The 23,373-nt window shown below is 47.9% G+C and carries 13 protein-coding genes and 1 pseudogene; 6 read left to right on the top strand and 8 right to left on the bottom strand.

Annotated features, from left to right (window positions below; all coding sequences use genetic code 11):
- Positions 1–122: 122 nt before the first annotated feature.
- The 5 genes from MKA69_RS10695 to hrpA all read right to left on the bottom strand — a co-directional run bounded on the left by MKA69_RS10695 (position 123) and on the right by hrpA (position 11,913).
- Positions 123–2,534 carry a glycoside hydrolase family 2 protein gene (locus tag MKA69_RS10695; RefSeq protein ID WP_305848000.1) on the bottom strand — a complete coding sequence of 804 codons (2,412 nt, stop codon included), beginning with the start codon at positions 2,532–2,534 and terminating at the stop codon, positions 123–125.
- 272 nt (positions 2,535–2,806) lie between these two features.
- Positions 2,807–4,723, bottom strand: coding sequence for a methyl-accepting chemotaxis protein (locus MKA69_RS10690; protein WP_000266739.1), 1,917 nt, complete (start codon positions 4,721–4,723; stop codon positions 2,807–2,809).
- Between the two features lie 273 nt (positions 4,724–4,996).
- Positions 4,997–7,177 (bottom strand): esterase-like activity of phytase family protein, encoded by a 2,181-nt coding sequence (locus MKA69_RS10685; protein ID WP_305847999.1) that lies wholly within the window; start codon positions 7,175–7,177, stop codon positions 4,997–4,999.
- A gap of 196 nt (positions 7,178–7,373) precedes the next feature.
- On the bottom strand, positions 7,374–7,856 hold the full coding sequence (locus MKA69_RS10680) for an outer membrane beta-barrel protein (RefSeq protein ID WP_000751957.1): 483 nt from the start codon (positions 7,854–7,856) through the stop codon (positions 7,374–7,376).
- A 127-nt stretch (positions 7,857–7,983) separates the two neighbouring features.
- A complete protein-coding gene (gene hrpA / locus MKA69_RS10675) occupies positions 7,984–11,913 on the bottom strand; it encodes an ATP-dependent RNA helicase HrpA (RefSeq protein WP_305847998.1) in 3,930 nt (1,309 codons plus the stop codon).
- 201 nt (positions 11,914–12,114) lie between these two features.
- Here hrpA and MKA69_RS10670 point away from each other — a divergent pair, with 201 nt between their 5' ends.
- Positions 12,115–12,465, top strand: a complete 351-nt coding sequence (locus tag MKA69_RS10670) for a hypothetical protein (RefSeq protein ID WP_001915375.1) — start codon at positions 12,115–12,117, stop codon at positions 12,463–12,465.
- Between the two features lie 52 nt (positions 12,466–12,517).
- On the top strand, positions 12,518–12,976 hold the full coding sequence (locus MKA69_RS10665; protein ID WP_305847997.1) for a TerB family tellurite resistance protein: 459 nt from the start codon (positions 12,518–12,520) through the stop codon (positions 12,974–12,976).
- Between the two features lie 284 nt (positions 12,977–13,260).
- Here MKA69_RS10665 and MKA69_RS10660 read toward each other — a convergent pair whose 3' ends face one another.
- Positions 13,261–13,791: an exonuclease domain-containing protein gene (locus tag MKA69_RS10660; protein WP_001108809.1), complete on the bottom strand. Its 531-nt coding sequence runs from the start codon at positions 13,789–13,791 to the stop codon at positions 13,261–13,263.
- Between the two features lie 18 nt (positions 13,792–13,809).
- Positions 13,810–15,393, bottom strand: coding sequence for a diguanylate cyclase (locus MKA69_RS10655; RefSeq protein WP_000911056.1), 1,584 nt, complete (start codon positions 15,391–15,393; stop codon positions 13,810–13,812).
- Between the two features lie 443 nt (positions 15,394–15,836).
- Here MKA69_RS10655 and MKA69_RS10650 point away from each other — a divergent pair, with 443 nt between their 5' ends.
- From MKA69_RS10650 to MKA69_RS10640, 3 genes are read left to right on the top strand one after another with little or no spacing between them, the layout of a single operon-like run.
- Complete coding sequence (locus MKA69_RS10650; RefSeq protein WP_305847996.1) at positions 15,837–16,469, top strand: DUF2760 domain-containing protein; 633 nt, start codon at positions 15,837–15,839, stop codon at positions 16,467–16,469.
- Positions 16,469–18,370 carry an Hsp70 family protein gene (locus tag MKA69_RS10645; protein ID WP_305847995.1) on the top strand — a complete coding sequence of 634 codons (1,902 nt, stop codon included), beginning with the start codon at positions 16,469–16,471 and terminating at the stop codon, positions 18,368–18,370. Before MKA69_RS10650 ends, MKA69_RS10645 begins: the two co-directional genes overlap by 1 nt.
- A gap of 59 nt (positions 18,371–18,429) precedes the next feature.
- A complete protein-coding gene (locus MKA69_RS10640; RefSeq protein WP_305847994.1) occupies positions 18,430–21,249 on the top strand; it encodes an Hsp70 family protein in 2,820 nt (939 codons plus the stop codon).
- A gap of 44 nt (positions 21,250–21,293) precedes the next feature.
- On the opposite strand, the gene MKA69_RS10635 is transcribed toward MKA69_RS10640, so the two are convergent.
- Positions 21,294–22,370 (bottom strand): GGDEF domain-containing protein, encoded by a 1,077-nt coding sequence (locus MKA69_RS10635; protein ID WP_305848241.1) that lies wholly within the window; start codon positions 22,368–22,370, stop codon positions 21,294–21,296.
- A 389-nt stretch (positions 22,371–22,759) separates the two neighbouring features.
- Here MKA69_RS10635 and MKA69_RS10630 point away from each other — a divergent pair.
- Positions 22,760–23,300, top strand: a pseudogene (locus tag MKA69_RS10630) (hypothetical protein); the annotation flags it as partial.
- Positions 23,301–23,373 lie beyond the last annotated feature (73 nt).

Genomic DNA, 23,373 nt, shown 5'->3' with positions numbered 1-23,373 from the left:
TTAAGTTGGAGAGAATGAAGTTGAATAACACTGAAAATGTCCATTCAGCGAACCATATCTCCCCTTTGCATATTGAACGCTAGAGTGGAAACATGGTTCGCGTGGTGGAATGTTTAACTTGTTTAAAACTCGCTATTCAGATGATAAACCCGCAGCGAAGACGCTAATGTGTGTGCATCTTCTCCTAAATACTCCACCGTGAAAGGTTGTTCAGGCAACAAAGTAAAGCTGGAATCGCTAAATCGTCCGATCCCTTCACACTCCAAATGGACGTAAAAGGCCGGCTTATCGGTACTTAACCTGATAAAGCGCCCCGCTTGCTGTACCTCGATGTTGGCATTTTCCATCGGCAAAGATTTCAACTCTTCTGTACCAAAATAAGTATTCTGTAATCGCTCGCCACAGTTTTTGATGACCACATCAACCCACAAAAAGCCGGCTTGCCCTAAATTCAAAGACGCGTTTTTTTGCCATAGCGTATGGTTGTGATTAGGCAACAAAGTCGCGCTGAGCGACCACTGTTCAACCACTTCACCTTGCCAGTTTATCAGGCAAATTCGCCCTTCTATTTCCTCCGGTTCACAATTATCGTTTAAACCGTGCAAGGTCAGGACACCGCTGTGCTCTGAAAACACCAGATACTGCGGTGCAAAAAAGCGCTTCGCGTGATAGTGCAACTGTTTCCAACGGCCACTGTATTCAATGCTTGACCAAGAACTCACTGGCCACAAATCATTGAGCTGCCAATACAGAATGCCGCGACAAACCGGCGAAATCGCCCGCCAGTGATCCACCGCGGTTTTGATCGCTATGGCTTGCTGCACTTGGCTCAGATACAGCATCTGTTCAAATCCGGTTGGAAAACGGAAATAACGAGTAAACATCTCGGTGATGATGCTGTTACCGCGCGGATTTTTCTGGTGCTGTTCAAAGGTCTGCGAAGTGATGTTGAAATCGTGCTCTGGCGTAAAGGTTTTCACTTCCGCGAGGGAGGGCCAAGATTGGAAGCCAAACTCAGAGCAGAATCGTGGATTCACTGAGCGATACGCGCTAAAAGGCTTGCCAGAGTGCCACACATCCCAAAAGTGCATATCGCCTTTATTGTCATCATGCCATGCATCACCAAAATCGAGTTCACCATTACAGGGCGAACTTGGCCAGAATGCGCGTTTGGCATCAAGCGATTCAATCACTTCCGCGATCTTGCGGTTTAAACGATCGTAATTAACTGTGTATTTGATACGGTTATGTTTGGATTCGTCATACCAACCAATCGCGCCAATCACTTCGTTATCACCACACCAAAGCGCAACGCAGGGATGCTCGCGCAGCCTTGGGATCTGCCAACGCAGCTCTTGTTCCACTTCGCGCAGAAAATCGGTGTGGCTCGGATAAAGCGAACAAGCAAACATCATGTCTTGCCAAACCAGTAACCCTAGCTCATCACACAGGTTGTAAAAGGTGTCGCTTTCATACTGACCACCACCCCACACGCGGATCATGTTCATGTTGGCCTCTACCGCGCTTTGCAGCCGCTGGCGATAGCGCGCTTCGTTTTCACGAGCGGGCATTGCATCAAGTGGAATCCAGTTCGCGCCTTTCGCCATCATGGGGAAACCGTTGATCACAAACTCCATCGCCGAGCCGCGTTCATCGGCTGTGGTATTCAGTTCAAGTTGGCGTAACCCGATTTTGCGCTGCAAAGTTTGCTCAGCACTAGCCACGCTCACTGCATACAAATGCGGCTCACCCAATCCATTCGGCCACCAACGCTTTGGCTGCGCAATCAAAAACTCGCATTGCACCCAACCATTATGTTCTGCAACTAGCGTTTGTTGTTGATCTGCCGTAGTGAACATCAAGTTTGCAGCCTGTTCGGTTTCCACCTCTACTGCCAACGTCACAATCACACTGCCATCACTTTGCCAGCACTGCTCTGTCGCCAATTGTTTTAATCGTGTGTGGTTAATCGGCTGTAATAGGATCGGATCGTAAATCCCTGACACCATCAAACACAGCCCCCAATCCCACCCTGAATGGCACTGCGTTTTTCGTACTAAATTCATATGCGGTAACTGGTTGTTACCCATAGCGGAAGGAATGGGGAAAGGTAATGCGGCGGCTCTTTTCTCAGCTTCAGGCAGCACTCGATGGAAAACCATACGTAGAGCGTTACTGCCCAATGTCAAATACGGCTTAATATCCAACTCATAACCGGCAAACTGATTACTGCACTCTAAGGCAAGGACGTCATTAATATACAGAGAGGCAAACGTATCGACGCGTGTCAGTGTCAGCCACAGCTGATCGTTCTCTAGCAGCGAGGTATCCACCACAAATTCGCGGCTGATTTGCCAATCGACGTCTTCAATCCAACGCACTTTGGCTTCATTGCCCCCCCAGTAAGGGTCAGGAATACAGTGCGCGGCCAATAAAGCAGTGACATTGTCACCAGGGATCGTCATCGGGAGTGAAATATCCGGACGTTGTGGAGAGGTTAATCGCCATTGACCATTGAGATTACAGCCAGTCATAGGTTAGTCCCTTTATCGAGGATGGGTTGAAGAGAAACTTCATGGACTGTAATCCTGAAACCGGATTACCCATACTAAACAGAGGGTAAAAGACTGGTAATTTGCGGCGCAATTCAAACTATTCAACTCATCGTTTTACGATGAAAAATGAATCACTTACTCACCCAATATTCTCTTGGAAATCATTCGCTTTGAGAATATTACGCTGGCAAGACACGAACAGACAAACACCTATACTGTTACGCCCCCTGCCAGAGTTTTGGCAATCCTCGCTACAATTTGAATTTATTGAGTAATCCATTAAGCCGGACGGAAAGCTGATTAACGTTTTCACCGCAGGTCGCAACATGCGCCACGTTATTGCTAAACTGAGTGACTCCATCATTGATATTGTGCAAATTGATATTCAATTCGGATGAAACGGCACTCTGCTCTGTCACTGAATTAGCAATTTGAGAGTTCATGTCATTGATGGCACCAACGGCACGGTGAATATTATCTAATGCTTCTCCTGCCCCCCGAATTTGGCTCACACACTGTTCGGTAATCTTGTCGCTTTGCAACATGGCACTTTCTGCTGAGTTGGCAGCACCTTGCAAACTTTCAATCATACGTTGGATTTCCTGTGTCGAAGTCTGCGTACGGCTTGCTAAAGTACGAACCTCATCAGCGACAACAGCAAAACCTCGTCCTTGCTCACCAGCGCGAGCGGCTTCAATCGCGGCATTTAGCGCTAAAAGATTAGTCTGGTCCGCAATATTGCGAATCACTTCCAACACAGAATCTATCGATTGAGTTTGTTTATTTAGCTTACCCATCGTCAAGACCGCTTCTTGACTTTTTGTTGCCAATTCTTCAATCAAAGCAATCACTTGACTGACAATTTGCTTACCGGTAGTCGTAGCAGCATCTGCTTGCGCTGCAGAATCAGAAGCCATATTGGCGTGCTGTGCCATTTCTTGCACTGTGATTGCCACTTGATTCATCGCAGTAGCAACTTGTTCTACCTCACTTTGTTGTTTAGTTGCACTCGCACGACTGGTTTCCGTAATACGTGCCGTTTCATCCGCAGAGATAACCAGTTGATGGGTCACATCAGAGATTTGTGCCATCGTATCGTGAATTTTTCCGACAAACAGGTTAAACGCTCTGGCGAGTTGAGCCATTTCATCTCGTGTTTTAACCGACATTTGCTGGCTTAAATCACCATCACCTTCGGCAATGCGTTTCATTGCTTGAGTCGCATCCACGATAGGGCGAGTAATTCCTCGAGCAATCAAAATGGCGATAATGATACCAATAGTCAGAGCAACAACACCAAGACCAACCAATTTCAAATTCACATCCCAAACGCTTGCGATAGCCTCACTGCGGTCCATCGCAATCGTCAAGACACCAATCGGTTTACCCGAAAAATCCTTCACACTTTGTAAATAAAGCGCATAGTTCTTACCGCTAATTTCAACATCCAACTTGCGACTTTGCCCGGTGAAGACGGCATCTAACACGGTTTGATCAATCCACGGGCTCGCATCAAATGTTCCCGCAAATTGTTGATAGCGGTTAGATTCAGAATGAAGCAGTAATGCGATATCAACTTGGTATTTTTGCTTGAAGCTTTCAAAAAATGGCTGTCCGAAAGACAATCCGAACTCAACGGAACCGATTAGCTTACCTTCATAAAACACCGGCACCACGCCTCGGTTTCCTAAACCTGCTACACCATTTTCCAACCCCATGACAGGTTGTTTGGATTGGTTTACCTGTAATACCGTAAAACGAAAACTAGAGAGATCATCGCCAAATTTTTCAGGCTTATGCGCACGATAGAAAGACGTTGCGGGTGGGGTATGAAATTGCAATTGAGTGGCGTCATATCGCTCTTTCATGGCCTGATAAAGCGGTAATGTTTGAGCAGCGATAGATTGGCGGTCACCTTCTGAAAAGGCTTTTTGAATTGAGGGTGAGTTCGCGATCAACGTTGCTAGTGCCTGTGAAAGTCGTCCTGTTGAATCAATCTCAGCCACTGCAGTTTGATAGAGCTTTTCAAGTTGCCGTAGCTCATTACGGTGTATTTGACCAAGAAACTCACTGAGCACAAAGGGCATGATGATATTCATCACTAGCAACAGCAACAATGCCATTCCTAATACGATTCGAGTACGGATTTTTAGTTTAGACAGCCACATGCGATTTTCCTGCTCACTGATGTTATGCCATTGGTTTAACTATAGTGACTGGTGCTTTCGCTACAGGTTGATATTGACTTTATTTGTTTTATATCAATTTTTCTCTTACTCATTAGACATAAATCAGTGTGCCATCAAGCATTGCAGTATGGTTGTTGTCGTTTTTTGGGAAATCAGTAAACACCATCAGAAATCATCACTGCGACTTAAAAAGTAACCCCAGCTTGGAGCTGGGGTTGTAAAGGTATCTTTTAGTGATGGATCACGCGCAGATTAAAATGGCGTATTCACTTTGAAAAACAGGGTTTCACCACTGCTGTCATCCACCCCATCGTTATCCGTGACTGCATACCCCTGCCCACGACTATCGATGGTAAACCCTTCGATTTTATCCACAACATAGCCCTTTCCTGCTTTCAGATCCGGTAGAAAATCATAAGCCAACTGCTTTTTCACCACGGGCAGAGCCTCACCCAATTTTGCAGGTTTGAGATCAGCAAGGTCAATTTGATAGAGGCGTTTAATTTTGGCGTTACCCGCGATCTGGTTATCCCGCTCTAAGACATACAATCTATTGTTATAGGCAGTGATTTCCGATAAACCGACCCACCCTTGCTCTGCATTCTCTAACGGATAGTGCACCGCACTCCACTGCTGAGTTTTGGTATTGTAAGCCAACAATTTGGTCATGATTTTGCCATCGTCTTTCCAAGGACGCTGAATCGCCACCCAGAGTGTATCGCCAACCATGGCCACACCTTCGGCTCCAAATCGGGTTTGATGCTCTAGTAATTCAGACGGAAATTCAACGCTTTGCGTGATTTCACCCGTTGCATCAACATGATAGAGCGCGTGAGTGACTTTTTTCTCAGCATCACCTTCCGAGGCGAGCCAAAAACCCCCTTTTCCATCAGCCGTAATGCCTTCCAGATCCAGCTTTTTCGCCACCTTGCCATTGCGTTTTACAGTAATGGATTGCTCAATCAATGCCGGTTGCTGAGTAGCATCAATGGTAAAAATCGACGGTTGCGCGGAATAAAAGCTGTCATTCACCGCGTAGAGTTTACCCGCCTGTTTAGGATCGCTGGTTAAACCGGACAGCGCACCCCAGCCAATGGGTAAACCTTGTGCATCATTGCCTGAAATAATCTGCGGATATTGAGCGGTGCGATCCGAGAGCTGGTACAGCATCACATGAGAACGAGCGCCGCCGTCCTCACCTAAATCGGCTTCATTGGCGGTCACCAGCAACTGGCGCTGTGGAATTGCAATGGCTGACTCTGGAGCGATGCCTGATGGTAAAACTTGTACAAATTCTGGTTTGCCGCCCGTGTCTTTATACACTCCGACCAGAGAAGCTCGTTCGGCCAACACAAAAATATACTGCTGACCATTAAAGGTCGCGACTTCTAACCCTTCGGGCTCGATGCCTTTTTTATTGGAGCGTTTTTCAGGGTAATGCCCAACGCGGATCGCTTGGTGTTCAAACTCCGCACCGCTTTCAAACAGCACTTCACCGCTTTTACTAAAGATGGTAAATCCACGTGCACCACCTTGGTAATCACCTTCATTGGCGATCACCAGTCGGTTGTTATCCAACCATTTCACGGCATCGGGTTCACGTAACGCGTTTTTAATTTTGCCATCAAAACGCAGTGCACCGTCTTTCTCTGTATCAATCTGACTCAGATCGACGGAGCCTGCAGAAAAGTGGTTCACAATGTTGCCGCTCGCCGCGTCGATGATCACCAAATGATTATTTTCTTGTAGCGTCAGAGCGATCTGGTTTTCATCATTAAATGCCACAAACTCAGGCTCGGGATCATCCCCTGCAATTTGCGCTAATCCGGTTAACGCCACTCGCTTGAGGCTTTTACAATCGGGCTTACCTTGCTGATCCGTCGTCAAAATCACCAAAAATCCAGCGGGCATTTGAGGGAGCGCTCCATCATTCAACGATTCATCACGCTCATTTTCGATTGCGACAGCGATATAACGACCATCTTTAGAAACGGCGACAGAATCTGGCTGACCACCAAGTTCACACCGATCGACGACTTTGTGACTCGCCACAGATACGGCTGCCAGATAGCCCGAAGGTTGGGTATAACTGGGTGATGTGTTAACCCCTGCAAAAACCCATTCTCCCGATGCTGCCACGGAAGTTGGCTCACCATTGAGTGATAGGAAACCGGCAGCTTTAGGGGCGGCAGGGTCTTTAATATCCACAAAACCGATCCCACCCAGTGGGCTGTCAGAATAAATCACGGTATTGCCATCAGGAGTGACCGTAATGATCTCTGCCGAGGTGTTTTTCTTCACATCCAGCGTGGGAGGAATGTTGTTTGCCACGGCAAAACTAGAAATACGATTAAAGGTGTTTGCTGCGCTGGGGAAAGTGAAACAAGCGAATGCCACCGCCAATGCACCTAAGCGGAAATGAGGATTAAGCATTTGAAATTCCTTTTATATATTAACTGGCACACACCCTAGTCAAACACTATGACAATTGGGTTAGAAATTGATGTCACTTTTATGATACGGAGGGACATCTCCCCCTCATCGCTTCATTGTGTGCTTTTTATGCCATGCGCAATAAAAAAGCCAGCCGAAAATCGGCTGGCTCATCATGTCTTTATTTCAATAACGCTTATAGGAAATGGAACGTCGCGTTAAATGAAATCGTGCCTACATCTGAGTTATCCATTGTGTACTTCATGTAGCTTGCACCCACTGACACAGGTCCCATGATGAAGTATTCAGCACCTACACCATACATAATGTCGATGCCATCGTTGCTCTTGTTACCGTTGATCTCTTGATCCCATGAGTGAAGACCGCCTTTGGCGTAAACATGCAATGGGCCAAAATCAATACTTGGTTTTACGGCAAAGTACAGTGATGTGGCAGACAACTCTCGGCTCGCGCCCAGATCAAAATTGCCGTGATCAACATAACCCGCTTCTAGACCAATCAGCGGCAGAATACCGGTACCTACATGCAGTGAATACGCTGTACCATTTTTGCCTTCGAAATCAGATTGGCCTACAGACGCACCGCCATAGATCCATGAATCCGCCATCGCGGTTGAAGAGGCACCCAGTAATGCCAGAGCAAGTAATGTCTTTTTCATAATTAACCTTCTTAAAATAGTGGGGCAACGGTGACGGCGGTCAATCGTTGCCACATTGAGTGCAAATTCCGTCATCTCAGCTTGTTAAGCAAATTTCGTACCTACTTCACAGAATTCGTGTTTATCACTAACAAGCGTCAATCGCGTTGATGATCCGTTTATCCGAAACCGGATACGGCGTACCCAACTGCTGGGCAAAGTAACTCACGCGTAACTCTTCGAGCATCCAGCGGATTTCTCGCACGTTATCGGGAATCGCCATCCCTTTTGGGATCTTGTTCAGCAGCTCTTTATACTTGTTGGCTACCGATTCGATTTTCAGCATATGCAGACGATCTTTGTTAGGATCGGTGGGTAGTTTCTCCATCCTGCGTTCAATCGCGCGCATATAACGCAGAATGTCCGGCAGACGTTTCCAACCGCATTCGGTGGCAAAGCCACTGAAAATTAGCCCTTCGATTTGAGCTTTCACATCAGAAAGCGCAAACGCCATCGTGAAATCGACCTTGCCTTTCAAACGTTTATTGATGTTGTAAGCGGTGGTTAAAATGGTTTCCACCTGCTTAGCGATCTCGACTACCGTATCACCAAGCTCAGCGCGCACATGCTCTTTAAGGGCTTCAAACGCTTGCGGTTCCCACACCATGCCGCCACGCTCTTCAATCAGCTTATCAACCCCGCAAGCAATACAGTCATCAATCAAATCCAGCACTTTGCCATACGGGTTAAAGTACAAACCGAGCTTAGATTTGTTCGGCAGATTGGCGTGCAGATATTTGATCGGCGAGGGTACGTTAAGCAAAATCAAACGACGCTGACCTGCGCGCATCGCGCCAAGCTGCTCTTGCTCGGTTTCAAACAGTTTGATTTCAACACTGTCTTTCTTATCGACTAAAGCCGGATAAGCTCTGACTTCAAAGCCACCGCGTTTTTGTTGATACACTTTCGGCAGCTCGCCAAACGACCACGTATGCAGATCGCGCTGTTCGATATCATCATCGGCAACTTGCGAGAGTGTTTCTTGCACTTTCTCTTTCAAGCTCTCTTTCAGTTCATGCAGATCGCAGTTTTCATTGAGCTTGCGATTACGATGATCCACCGCGCGATAAGTAATTTTCAAATGCGATGGTAACTGATCCAGTTTCCAATCTTCGCGCAGTACCGTCACACCGGTCATGCGGCGCAGCTCTTTTTCCATTGCATCGAGCAGCGGCATTTCAAACGGTGTTACACGCGCCAAAAATGCGTCAGCGTAATTGGGTGCTGGCACAAAGTTTTTACGCAGCGTTTTGGGCAGCGATTTGATTAAGCTCACCACCAACTCATGGCGCAAACCAGGAATTTGCCAGTCAAAGCCATGAGGCTCGACTTGGTTTAAGATCGGCAGCGGAATGTGTACCGTCACACCATCACTGTTTTCACCCGGCTCAAACTGGTAACTGAGTTTGAGTTTCAAATTACCTTGATGCCAGAAATTTGGGTAATCCAGATCGGTAATGTGGCTGGCATCGCCTTTGAACAGCATCTCTTTTTCAAAGCTGAGCAGATCCGGCGTTTTACGGCTCGCGGTTTTCCACCACGCATCAAAATGGCGACCCGACACCACTTCGGTGCCGACACGTTGGTCGTAGAATTGGAACAGCTCTTCATCATCAACCAGAATATCGCGGCGACGAGATTTGTGTTCTAACTCTTCCACTTCGGCGAGCAGAGCACGGTTTTGTTTGAAGAAGGCGTGTTTGGTTTCCCAATCCCCTTCAACCAGCGCACTGCGAATAAAAATTTCGCGGCTGAGCACAGGATCGATATTGCCGTAGTTGACCAAGCGCTTCGGTACAATCGGGATGCCATACAGCATCACTTTTTCATACGCCATCACTGCCGCATTTTTCTTCGACCAATGTGGCTCACTGTAGCTGCGTTTGATCAGGTGTTTCGCCAGTGGCTCAATCCAATCCGGTTCGATTTTCGCCACCACGCGCGCCCACAGTTTGGAGGTTTCCACCAGCTCTGCCGACATCACCCACTTCGGCTGCTTTTTGAATAAGCCAGAGGCAGGGAAAATGTTGAAACGTGCGTTACGTGCGCCGTGGTACTCGTTCTTCTCCTGATCTTTCATACCGATGTGTGACAGCAAACCGACCAAGATCGCACTGTGCACGGCATGGTAACTGCCCGGTTCATCATTGAGCTTGAAACCCATTTCACGGGTCGATTGGTGCAGTTGGGTGTACACATCCTGCCATTCGCGCACGCGCAAATAGTTGAGGTAATCGAGCTTACACTGACGGCGGAACTGGTTACTGGTCAACGCTTTTTGCTGCTCGCCGATGTAGTGCCACAGGTTCACTAACGTCAAGAAATCCGAATCTTCATGGTTAAAGCGGCGATGTTTCTCATCCGATGCTTGCTGCTTATCGCTCGGTCTTTCTCGCGGATCTTGAATCGACAGCGCAGAAGCAATAATCATCACTTCTTTCAAACAGCCGAATTTCGACGCTTCAAGTACCATGCGCGCCAAACGTGGATCGATTGGCAAACGCGCTAGCTGCTTACCACTTTCAGTGAGGCGCTTTTTCGGGTCTTTGATTTGATCGTTGATCGCGCCCAGCTCTTCGAGCAGACGCACACCATCTTGAACATTACGTTTATCTGGCGCTTCCACAAAGGGGAAAGCTTCGATATCGCCCAGCCCAAGCGCCGTCATCTGCAAGATAACTGAAGCCAAGTTGGTACGCAGAATCTCGGGATCGGTAAATTCAGGACGCGACAAGAAATCCTCTTCCGAATAGAGACGGATACAGATCCCCTCTTCGGTACGTCCACAGCGGCCTTTACGCTGGTTAGCACTGGCTTGGGATACGGGTTCAATCGGCAGACGCTGCACTTTAGTACGGTAGCTGTAACGGCTGATCCGCGCAGTACCTGGGTCGATAACGTACTTGATGCCCGGAACCGTTAGCGAAGTTTCCGCTACGTTAGTAGCTAACACAATGCGGCGACCTGTATGAGGTTGGAAAATCTTGTTCTGCTCACCAGCTGACAAGCGCGCATACAGCGGCACAATTTCCGTATCACGCAGATTGCGCTTTGAGAGCGCATCCGCGGTATCGCGAATTTCGCGCTCACCGTTCATGAAGATCAGAATGTCGCCCAGCCCTTCATCGCACAGCTCATCCACCGCTTGGAAAATGCCTTCCAGTTGGTCGCGATCGCTTTCGCTGTCATCATCCCCCGCCAGAGGGCGATAGCGCACTTCCACCGGATAAGTACGGCCTGAGACTTCGATGATCGGCGCATTGCTAAAATGCTTCGAGAAGCGCTCAGGGTCGATGGTCGCCGAGGTGATGATGACTTTGAGATCGGGACGACGCGGCAAAAGCTGCTTGAGATAGCCCAAGATAAAGTCGATGTTGAGGCTGCGCTCGTGCGCTTCATCGATAATGATGGTGTCGTACTGGTTAAGGAAACGATCGTTTTGGATCTCCGCCAGCAAGATACCGTCAGTCATCAATTTGATTTGAGTCTGATCCGAGATTTGATCGGTAAAGCGAACTTTATACCCCACAAAGCCACCGAGCTCGGTTTCCATCTCTTCGGCAATGCGGTTTGCCACTGATCGCGCAGCAAGACGGCGCGGCTGAGTGTGGCCAATCAAACCGTATTTACCACGGCCTAATTCTGCGCAAATTTTCGGTAGCTGAGTGGTTTTGCCTGAACCGGTTTCACCGGCCACGATCACCACTTGATGATGAGCAATCGCCTTCGCAATATCATCACGTTTTTGGCTAACCGGCAGCAGCGCAGGATACTCGATTTTGGGCATCTGCTGCTTACGCTGCTCAACCACCATCATGGATTGCGCAATATCGAGCGCGATTTCGTCAAATACTGCGTTGCGTGCCGATTCATTTTTAATTTTACTGGCACCATCAATGCGTTTACTGAAACGAAAACGATCTTTGATCAGGCACTCTCCGAGCGCCTTTTTTAAACTGGCAGCGCTATTGGCTTTTGGCTGAGCTGCCGAATCGGGTGTGGGCTGTGACGAAGTCAAAGCATTTCCTATTGTTATCTTTCCAAAAAACTGCGCGGATTGTACCACAGAGTTTTAGTAACACGCCCATGATCCCACGCTTTAGCCACCTTTACCTGCCTATAGAAACAGCAAATGCAAGCCTAATACTCAAAAGAAGCTTCGTTTTCGGCGCGATTGGCCGCTAAAATGAAGATAGAACCTTAAGGAAACGAAGCGATTGTGAAAGCCTCTGAACTGAAAACGATTTTAAACCAGCTCCCCGATGACCTTGATCCTGATGTGGTGATGGGGGAAGTGTGGCTTCCAGAGCGCTTAATTGAAGCGCAGCTTGACGATGACATGCTGTTTCTCACCTTTGATAACGCGCCGGAAGAAGGAGAAGGCGAAGAGGAAGGCCGAGGCTTTGTCGAGCATGAGATGGAATTGATCCGCTCACAACTCATGAGGATTTTGGCTGAGGACAGCGGCCCCAAAACCAAAGCCGAAGCACTACTGGCGTTGATTACTCTTGCCCACGAACGCACTAGCTCAGAATTTATCGAAATTTTAGGTGCTATGCTTGAAGAGTGACGCTCAAGGCCACATTGTTTAACCTACGACTCCCAATCTCCAAGGCTTGCCTATGTTTAATGCACTCACTTCCCTGTTTAAGCAGCTTCTTGAAGGCCAAGACTTAGCTCAACACTCTGCCACACCGGAGCTGGCCATCGCCTGTCTGCTCAGCGAAGTGGCGGGGGCGGATCACCAAATTTCGCAGCCTGAGCAGCATGCCAAATCCACCCTTCTCAAGCATCTATTAACTATAACGGATGAAGAAGCGCTAGCCTTACTGGCTCGTGCAGAGCAACAGGTGAAGCAATCTGCGTCTTTGTACGACTTTACTTCCCAACTACGTACACTCACCCAAGAGCAGCGGTTTGAGCTGATCAAAGCGATGTGGGAAGTCGCCAATGCGGATGGCATGATTGATCCGCTTGAAGATGCGGTGATTCGTAAAGCCGCTGAGCTGCTGTATGTCGATCACAGCCAGTTTATTCGCGCCAAACTGATGGCCGCAGACAAAAATCAATCACCAGAATAACGCCGCGCGTTATCGGTTCCCACACTCTCTCCCTTTTCTGAAAGACAAAAAGCGCGAAATTCGCGCTTTTGAACTTGGGCTTTCCTCTAGGACTTCTTACATAAAAAGCCGCTAGAGTGGTGGTGTCATTCGCCAATAGAGCATCACAGCGATACAACTTAGAGCATTCACCAGCCAGCAGACGTAGAGTGTATTTTCCATTCTTATACTCGGCTTTGTGGACAACCATACAAAAGCCTAGAACAAAATCTAACTTGTTGCATAACAATTTGCTGAATATCACATTACAGCATGGTTAACGCTAACTTTGCCAAGTTGTAGGCATCGACATAGCCTGAGTGCTGACGCCCTTCCCATTCAATACCTTGTGATTCTTGAGCCGCGCGATGACCAATACGTTTGTCTTTCAAACGATGTTGAATACGGTACAAGGTGGCGAGATTGAGAAATTCTTGAAAAGGTACGGGAATGCCTTTTTCTTGGCATTCATGGATCAGAATACGATCATCGCGTCCCCAAGAAGCATAAATCTTATTTGAGCCGCCAAAATTTTTAACCATAGATTGCAGGACTTCGGCCAACGGTCGGCCTTGCTTCTCAATTTTTCGTGGCGTAATTCCGGTGAGTTCAGCACAAAACAGTGAGATTTCGTCATGTTCTGGCTTAACAAAATATTGTGCACGTTTGACGATTTTTCCGGCGGAAAGATCGATTTCTGCCAATCCAACCTCAATGATTTCACCCGTGGTTCCCACTCCGTTTTCGTTCCAACAACACATTTCTAAATCGAAGCACACAACACGGTTGTAATTCATTCTTGGCTCTTTCTCTGCTTACATAAAGTCGCTCATCCTACCTGAATTCACAGAATAATTCGATTCTACCTTGCTGCATCGTTCAGCAATCGACACTCGATTGCGCCCTCTTGATTTACTTTCATACAGCTGATTATCCACACTTTGCAAAATTTCAGGCTCGGTGTACTGACAGTTAGTGCTCGCCCCAATACTGATGGTTAACGCCAGTTGCAGTTCATCGCTAACAATAAAGGGACTGTGTTCAACCGATTGACGAATACCTTCCAAATATTCAACCAGCTCATTTCTTTCCGTCAATGAAGACAAAATGGCAAATTCATCCCCTCCGAGGCGCACAAAAGTATCGGATTCCATCAAGATTTTTTGCACAGTATGCACCACATGTTGTAAGGCATGATCACCCGCTAAGTGACCATAGGTGTCATTAATTTCTTTAAAATGGTCAACATCAAATGAGATCAACGTAAAGGCTTGTGCCTCATCCAACATACGGCAAAGTTGTCGGCTAAAATAGCGTCGATTATAGATCCCCGTCAGGCTGTCATGTTCAGCAAGGTAGCGTAGCTCGGCGGTACGATCTTCGATCATTGCAGTGAGGTGTTGCTGCTCTTCTAACTGCATACGCATGATGTAACTGAGCAGGAATGAAATAATCATGCCCCCTAGCCCTAGCCCCAACAACATCCATTGCTCACTGTGGTTGAGTGACTCTCGTAGAGCGAGTTGCACTTTCCAGTCTCGGTTCGGCAACACGAGTTTGCGTTCAATTTGCAGTCCTTCATGCTTTGTCCATCCTGGGCTTTGGTAAAGAATTGGGCTGTCTTCCGAATCAAATCCAGTATCCACCACCCGCATATCGAGGTCTTGTTCCACCGCACTCATTTGCACGAGGCTATCGAAATAGGTAGACAGACGAACCACCCCCACCATCACACCGATGAGGTTACGGCTATTTTCAGCAGAGAAAACCGGGTGATAGACCAACAAACCATCTTTCGCTATCGACTTATCAATTCCGTCTTGTAGAAGTCGAACTTTATCAGAGACATTAGGCCGACGATTTGTGACAATGTCACTCAATATCCGTTTAAAGCGTTCGCGTTCAGAAAAAAAGCCCAATAAAGCTCGGTTGGTATGGTTGAGCGGATACACATCGGCTAAAACAAATTTCGCTTCATCAGTTTGACCAAAGCCATATTGAACCTGACCATTTTGCGGGATCGTAAATAGCTTAAAATCCGCAAATCGCTGCTGCATGAGTTGCGTGAAGCTATCGACTTCTCCGGCCTCAACCTTAACCATCCATTCTAAAGTAATGAGGCTTCTTGACCCTTTGAGGGTTTCTGCCGCGAAAGTATGAAAGCGTTCCCAATCATCACTGGTACTTGAGTGGAAAAAATTAGCGGCAGATCCAATAAAGTTAATATCACTGTCAACAAACTGTTGCAGCGCCATCGTTTGTCGATCGGCAAGATTCTCCAGCATGGTGCGGTTATGGCGAACCTGCAATGAATACGCGGTATAGACCACAAAACTGGTCAGCAACACACCACTAAGTAGAACGAGCAAAGGCGCGAATTCGCGAAAAAATTTGAGCATTCACCTCTTCCTTATCTTCGATTGTCTTAGACATTGTATTTCATAGCGATATCGAGAAGTTATGCGATATATCCATACCCATACTGCATTCAGGCCAAACCTTTCAAGGTGTTTATCAATAACAAACCAACAAATCGGGCGCTTAGTCACGAAAAACCACAAACGCACTCACTCCAAACAGACAAAAAAACACACGGCCCACTGCTCAAAAAGACACCAAACAAACCGTCAAGCCGTACACAGACAGGGATTCCCTGCTTGCTTTGTCCTTGAATATGGTACTATCCGCCCCCATTTTGAGCTTAGTCTATAACGCCGCCTTCGGGAATGTGCAGTAATCTCACCGAGCAAACCATGTTCAGTGTGACCTTGTTGCAAAAACTTTCCTGCAGAGCGTAAAACTTGCTGTGCTTACGCACACAGTCTGCCAAAGAGAATTCACGATGAATATCGACCTAAACCTGATCCCAACCACCTTTGATATGCTCCATGCGGGGCTAGCCGCTTCCTCTCTCCTATTATTGGTTATTGCTGTTGCTCGCAAAGGTAAAGTCACAGAAAAAATCGTAGAAAAACCAGTCGAAAAGATTGTGACAGTTGAAAAGCCGGTAGAAAAAATTATCGAAGTGGAAAAGATCATCGAAGTTGAAAAAGTGGTGGAGAAAGTCGTTGAGGTGGAATCAAAACTCGCGACCGCATCAACCGATTCAGCACTGCAACTCTTAGCGCTGCTGCAAAAAGAAGCTCGCTTGATCGACTTCTTACAAGAAGAAGTGAGCCAGTTTTCGGATGAAGAAGTGGGCGCAGCCGCTCGCGTGATTCATAGCGGAGGCCAAAAAGTGCTGCGTGAGTATCTCACTTTATCGCCAATTCGTAACGAACAAGAAGAGAGCCGCATTAACGTTGAAGCTGGCTTCAATGCACAAGAAATTCGCCTGACTGGACACGTTACTGGCCAAGCGCCATTCGTTGGCACTCTGATTCACAAAGGTTGGCGCGCGGATTCCATCACCCTACCGAAATTGGCTGACAATTACGACACTTCGATCCTCGCACCTGCGGAGGTAGAACTGTAATGGAGATGCCAATTCATTCCGCTAAATACAGTGTGGGCATCGACCTTGGTACTACCCACTGCGTACTCGCTTATCAAGCTGTACAAAGTGAAGAGAGCCGTGTTGAAGTGATGTCGATTGCGCAAATGACGGCGCCGGGTACCGTGGAAAACCTCAACCAGCTCGGTTCTTTCGTTTATCAGCCCCATGAACATGAAATGGCTGCCGCTTCACGCCGTTTACCTTGGAGCAGTGAGCCGACTGCCTTGGTCGGTGCGATTGCGCGTAATTTGGGCTCTAAAACCCCGATTCGTTTAGTCGCAAGCGCGAAATCTTGGTTATGCCATGCGGGCGTGAATCGTCGCGAAGCCTTTTTGCCATCGGGCAGCCCTGAAGACGTCAGCAAAATTTCTCCACTGCGCGCCACTGAACTTTATTTAGAGCACTTACAAGCAGCATGGGATCACGCCCATCCGGATGCCCCACTAGCTGAACAAGATGTCACCATTACTGTTCCTGCTTCGTTTGATCCTGCCGCCCGTGATTTAACCGCAGAAGCGGCGCGCAATGTCGGTTTACAGCAATTTACGCTGTTGGAAGAGCCACAAGCAGCACTCTACAGCTGGATTGATAACCGCCATGAGCAATGGCGCAATGAAGTAAACGTAGGCGATGTGGTGTTAGTGATCGATATCGGCGGCGGCACCACTGACCTTTCACTGGTCGAAGTGACCGAAGAAGAAGGTAACCTTGCCCTCAAACGTATTGCCGTTGGCGAACATATTCTGCTCGGTGGCGATAATATGGATCTCGCCCTCGCCTATCGTCTAAAAATGAAGTTAGCGCAGGAAGGTAAAGATCTACAAATGTGGCAAGTACAAGCCATGACACACGCTTGTCGTGATGCGAAAGAAGCGCTACTCAGCCAACCGGATTTGGCGGCAGTACCAATCGTGGTACCAAGCCGCGGTTCTAAACTGCTCGGCGCAACACTGAAAACCGAACTGACTCGTGAAGAAGTGCAGCAAACGCTGGTCGATGGTTTCTTCCCTGCAGTTTCTATCAACGAACATCCACAACAAAAGATGCGCGGTGCTTTGACTCAGATGAGTTTGCCTTACGCGCAAGATGCCGGCATTACTCGCCACATCGCCGCATTTTTAAGCAAGCAAGCCAATGCTCAAGGTCAGAACCACGCAGAAAGTCTGCCTTTCGCGATGGCCGGCATTCCGGGTATGGCCGCTCCTCAAGCCGATTTCATTAAGCCAAGTGCGATTTTGCTTAACGGCGGTGTGCTGAAATCCACCCTGCTTGCCGATCGTTTGCTAGACACCATCAATGCTTGGCTAACTCAGGCCAATGCGACGCCTGCCAAACTTCTCGCCGGAGTGGATTTGGATCTGGCAGTGGCCCGCGGCGCAGCTTACTACGGAGTTGTGCGTCAAGGTCAAGGGGTACGCATCCGTGGTGGTATTGCTTCGGCTTACTATGTCGGGATTGAAAGTGCGATGCCTGCCATTCCGGGCATGTCACCGCCGATGGAAGCGCTCTGTGTTGCTCCATTTGGTATGGAAGAAGGTTCGAGTGCGCAAGTCGCGGATCGCCAGTTTGGCCTCGTGATTGGTGAGCCTGTGCATTTCCAATTCTATGGTTCAACCGTACGCCGTGATGATGTCGCTGGGACTCACCTTGTCGATTGGGCCAATGATGAGCTCGACGACCTGCCAACCATTCAGATCACCTTGCCGGTTTCTGAAGGTCGCCGTGCAGGTGAAGTGGTTCCGGTTACGCTGGCATCACGTGTTACGGAAGTCGGTACGCTCTATCTCGAAGCGATCGCCGCCGATAATGGTCAGAAATGGCATGTGGAATTTGATGTGCGTGACAACCCACAAGACGAGCCTGCACCACAGCAACATTAGAAAGACTACAGCGGCATCCTTCGGGGTGCCGCTCATCCTTTATGAATACGAGGTATAGCATGTCATCACCACGTTTTCTGGTTGGCATTGATTTGGGCACGACCAATACGGTGGTCGCTTTTTGTGAACTCAACGATGCTCTAGAACAATCTCCAGTTGAGATTTTCCCCGTTGATCAATTGGTTGGTCCTGGCGAAGTGGTTCGCCGCCCACTTCTTCCTTCTTTCCGTTATCACCCTTCACACGGACAATTCACAAATTCTGATTTAACCCTGCCTTGGGAAACACAACTGGTGAATGGCGATCTGCCGCAAGTGATTATTGGCGAATGGGCACGTGAGTTGGGCGCAAAAGTGGAAGGCCGACAAGTTTCTAGTGCCAAAAGCTGGCTTTCACATCCGAACGTTGATCGCAGCCAACCCATTTTACCGTGGGCAGGAGCGAATGATGTCGAAAAAGTGTCTCCTATCATTGCCAGCGCCAGCTATCTCAACCATATCCGCCAAGCGTGGAATCATCGCCATCCTTTAAACCCGTTAGAACAGCAAGAAGTGGTAGTCACCGTTCCCGCTTCATTTGATGAGGGCGCACGTAAACTGACCATTGAAGCCGCTCAGCTGGCCGGATTGCCGAAAATCATGCTGCTCGAAGAGCCGCAAGCCGTTTGTTATGACTGGCATCATCGCCATCAAGCTCAAGCGAACGATATCTTGCAAGACGTGCCGCTGATATTGGTGTGTGACGTGGGCGGCGGTACAACCGATTTAAGCCTGATTGCCGCGCAATTTGATGAGCAAGAGACGCTACAACTCAACCGGATTGGCGTGGGCGATCACCTTATGCTCGGTGGCGACAACATCGACCTTGCCTTGGCTCACGTAGCCGAAAGCCGTTTCAATCAAAATAAGAAATTGAGTGCTGCGGGTTTATCCAAGCTCATCCAACAAACTCGCCAAGCCAAAGAGAGCCTGCTTTCAGCAAATGCACCTGAACAAATGAAAATCACCTTGTTGGGCAGTGGTTCGAAGTTACTGGGTGGAACCCAAAGTGTGGCGTTACATCGCGATGAGGTACACCGCATTGCACTTGACGGATTTTTCCCGCTGACAGAACAAGACGTGCTGCCGGAGAAACGTCGCCGAGCTGTCGTTGAGTTTGGCCTGCCCTACGCGGCCGATCCCGCTGTCAGCAAACACATTGCAGAGTTTCTCAGCCATCACCAAGGGGCCGCACAAGGTTCGTTAGCTACTGAAAAAATTAACTCAGCATTACCGACGGGTTTGCTGCTCAATGGTGGTGTGTTTAATAGCGAGTCGATTACTCAACGGCTCATCGCACTGTTGAGCGGCTGGTTAGGGCGACCTATTACTTTGCTCGATAACCCTCATCCAGATTGGTCCGTCGCCTTCGGCGCGGTGGCTTATGCCAAAGCAAGACGCGGTGCTCAGCTTAAGATTGGTGGAGGCTCTGCCCGTTCCTATTTCTTGCATTTACAGGAGAAAAACAAGCTCGGCAAAGCCTTATGTCTGCTCGCGAAAGGCAGTGAAGAAGGACAAGAGATTCGCTTAACCAGTCGCCGTTTTTCACTGACGGTGGGTGAGCCTGTCCGTTTTAATCTGCTGACCTCGACTCACGACCAAATCGTGCCCGAACAGAAAGTACAAAATGGTGCGCTGCTGCCTATCGATCCTGATAAATTCCAGCCCTTGCCGCCTTATGTACTCACCCTACCAGCTCTGGATGAAACCCCACTCGCCGCCAATCAGAAGCAGCGAGTCGAGGTGCAACTGGCTTGCCAGTTGACCGAAGTCGGCACTCTGCAAATGGTGTGTGTGAACCCTGATGATGAAAATCAGCGTTGGCAAGTGGAGTTTGAGATTCGCCAGAACTTGTCGAATGAAGATGGATTGAGTGAGAACTCGTCGATTTCTCCTAAATTGCAGGAGGCCAAAGCGCTGATCAGCAAGATCTACAGTGCCAACAAAACCAATGCCGACCAACAAGCCATCAAAACACTTACCAAAGAGTTAGAAAGACGTTTAGGTAAACGAGAAGAGTGGGACTTCGCGACTCTGCGTAGCCTGTTTGACAGCCTAGCGCTTGGTCGCAAGCGCCGTCGCCGTTCAGAGCTGCATGAGAAAAACTGGCTGCGACTGGCAGGATTCAGCTTGCGACCCGGTTTTGGCGATGCAACCGACAGCTGGCGTATTGAACAAATTTGGGCGCTTTACCAACAAGGCATCCAGTTTGCCAACACTCAAGGTTGGACGGATTGGTGGGTATTCTGGCGTCGAGTTGCGGGCGGTTTGAATCAGGAACAGCAAGAAACCTTACTGGCGGATATTGCCAAATACCTGCACCCGAGTGCTATGCGTACCCCTGCTTCGACCAAAGAGGCCCAAGAGAAAGGCTATGAAGCTATGGTGCGGCTGGCGGCTTCGTTAGAGCAGCTACAGGTTGAAGATAAAACACTACTCGCCACTTGGTTTTTGAATAAGGCACTGAACCACAATCAATACCAACAAGCACACTGGTGGGCTTTAGGGCGTTTAGCAGCGCGCATTCCCTTCTATGGCAGCCTGCACGCTACACTCCCGAAAGAGCAGATCCAACAATGGCTACCTAAGATCTTAGAGCAAGATTGGCAAAAAGAACCCATGCGCGCTTTCGCCACCGTGATGATGTGCCGCAAAACGGGCGATCGCAGCCGAGATATCGCTGAAGACTGGCGTACGCAGGTGTTGGATAAGCTCAAACAGAGCCGCGTTGCAGAGTCATGGATCAATTTGGTTAACGAAGTGGTTGAACTGGATGAAGCAGAAACCCAACGCGCGTTTGGTGAAAGTCTACCTAGCGGCCTTATCCTTATCAGCCAATAAGTCAGACTACCTAAAGGCAATCGGAGCCAATTGGCTCCGATTTTTTATACTCTGGATAAACCTTGCATCATGACTCGGTTTCTTCCCTCTTGCTTAGCTTGGTACAATGCCACATCCGCTTGACGTAAGGTCTCTCCATACTCGGATGGGCGATCTAATAAAACTGCGCCAATACTCACCGAAACCTCGATCGCTTGCTTTTCAAAGGTAAAGCCGGCAGCAATCGCATTACGCACCTTGTCTAACGCATGATGAACTTTAACCATATCCGACTCACACGCAAAAATCGCGAACTCTTCACCACCATATCTTGCAACCAGACATTCAGCGAGGTCTAACGCTTCCAGATGGCGCACAACAAACGTAATTACAGCGTCCCCCACATCATGACCATAAGAATCATTAATCTGTTTGAAATGATCAATATCCACCAACGCGATCACAGAAGCCGACTCTAACGTTCTCAGCTTATTTTGCACTTGCTCTTTAAAATAACGACGATTAAACGCGCCCGTCAGTTCATCACGAATCGACCGTAGGCGATGCCATTCAATTTCTTCAAACAGAAACAGGGTCAACATAGTTCCAAGAATGATAAAGGAGAATAGACTTTGCACCACGATTGCCGACGCTCGAAACACACTCATCAAGGGTAAGGTTTGGAAAGCAATAAAGGGGACATAGAGCATTACCATCATGACCGCTAGCACCGTGGCCAACAGGGTTTGTTCTGGTCGATGACGTTGACCATTTTTTGCAGCAACCAAGGCTGCAGCCAAATAGGCTGATGACAAACTGATCGATGCGAGGAGAATTCGTGTCCCCATCGACTCGGGATCCATTTTGTACAACGTGTATTGTAAGAGAGCAAACAGCACGGAGTGGGTAACGGCGGTGAGATATAAACCCACTTTGATCGGCTTTTGATACCAACGCAATACGGCAAATAACATGCAGTAACAAGCAAGCTGATACAGTAAGTTATTCGCCACAATAGCGAATCCCATCGGTAGAATAAAACGTAACGAAGAGGCGGTGTAACCTAAACCACTGGCTAAAAAGAGCAGCACAAACCAAGTCGCAGTATCCAATTTGTGTTCGCTCAATTTGCCTCGCAACATATACAGAAACAGCGCAGCAATAGTGCTAAAAGCTATGTTATTGATTGTGTTTGCAATTTCCAAGAAAGAAAGATCCATCATGCTTGGTCATCCTGAATGCATAAAAGAAACTCAACAGTACGCCATTTTGGCGCTCTTCACCCCAAATAACTACTAAAATATAAATGATGTCACAACTTAAGCTCGCATTAATCACTAGATAGAGTGTAGAATTCGTCTCCAAAATAAAAACTACTGCTTGATAGCCCAAATATCAGGCTCGCGTCGTTGGTGATTAACTGCTGTGACAGTTTGCTCTTTTGCTTATAACTTGGTTTTTCTTAGCATCATCGACGTTAAGTAAGCCTATGTACTAATAAAACTCACAAGCTCTGGTTGCAAATAAGCCAATGGAACAAGATAAGTTTACTCACATTTTTCGTTTGCCCGGTTCAATTCAAGTCCGTATTGCCAAGTGGCAACAAACCTTTCGAGGTAAATCGGATTTGGTCCTTCATCAAGCCTTGGTTGCTCGTAATCATCAATATCAACGCGATGATTTCCAGCCTAAAGGTTGGTGCGTTAATTTATTTGATTGTGATGACATCTCAATTACGCATCATGGTGAATATATTCAAACCGCAATGCGTACGATGATCGATAGAAAAGTCTCCTATAAACGTATCTATTTATCTCGTTTACCGCTTGATGAAGCACAAGCTGAATTACAGCGCTTTAAAGCAGCTTGGATTAAAAAACATAACCAAGTGGCTCAGCGATTTAATCGAATTCAAAAAGACGCGTTTATGAATTTTGCATGGGAAGAGATTGAAACGCTGTACCCTGCAATTCCAGAGCAAGGTTTTGATCGTGCACTCTGGAACCGCATCGTTGAAAATGAGTTTGGCTCAGCTGAACACTATAAAGACCCATATTTTGTTGTTAAGGATCCTAATGCGCCGACTAAAAAAGTGAACACGGCTCATGCCCAAACGCCCAAAAATAAAGGGAAATCCAAATCCCA

The sequence above is a fragment of the Vibrio sp. AH4 genome (assembly GCF_030710545.1).
GTDB classification, from domain to species: Bacteria; Pseudomonadota; Gammaproteobacteria; order Enterobacterales; family Vibrionaceae; genus Vibrio; species Vibrio metoecus.
Note: the sequence above shows the minus strand (reverse complement) of the source record. Positions and strands in the feature narration are given on the sequence as shown.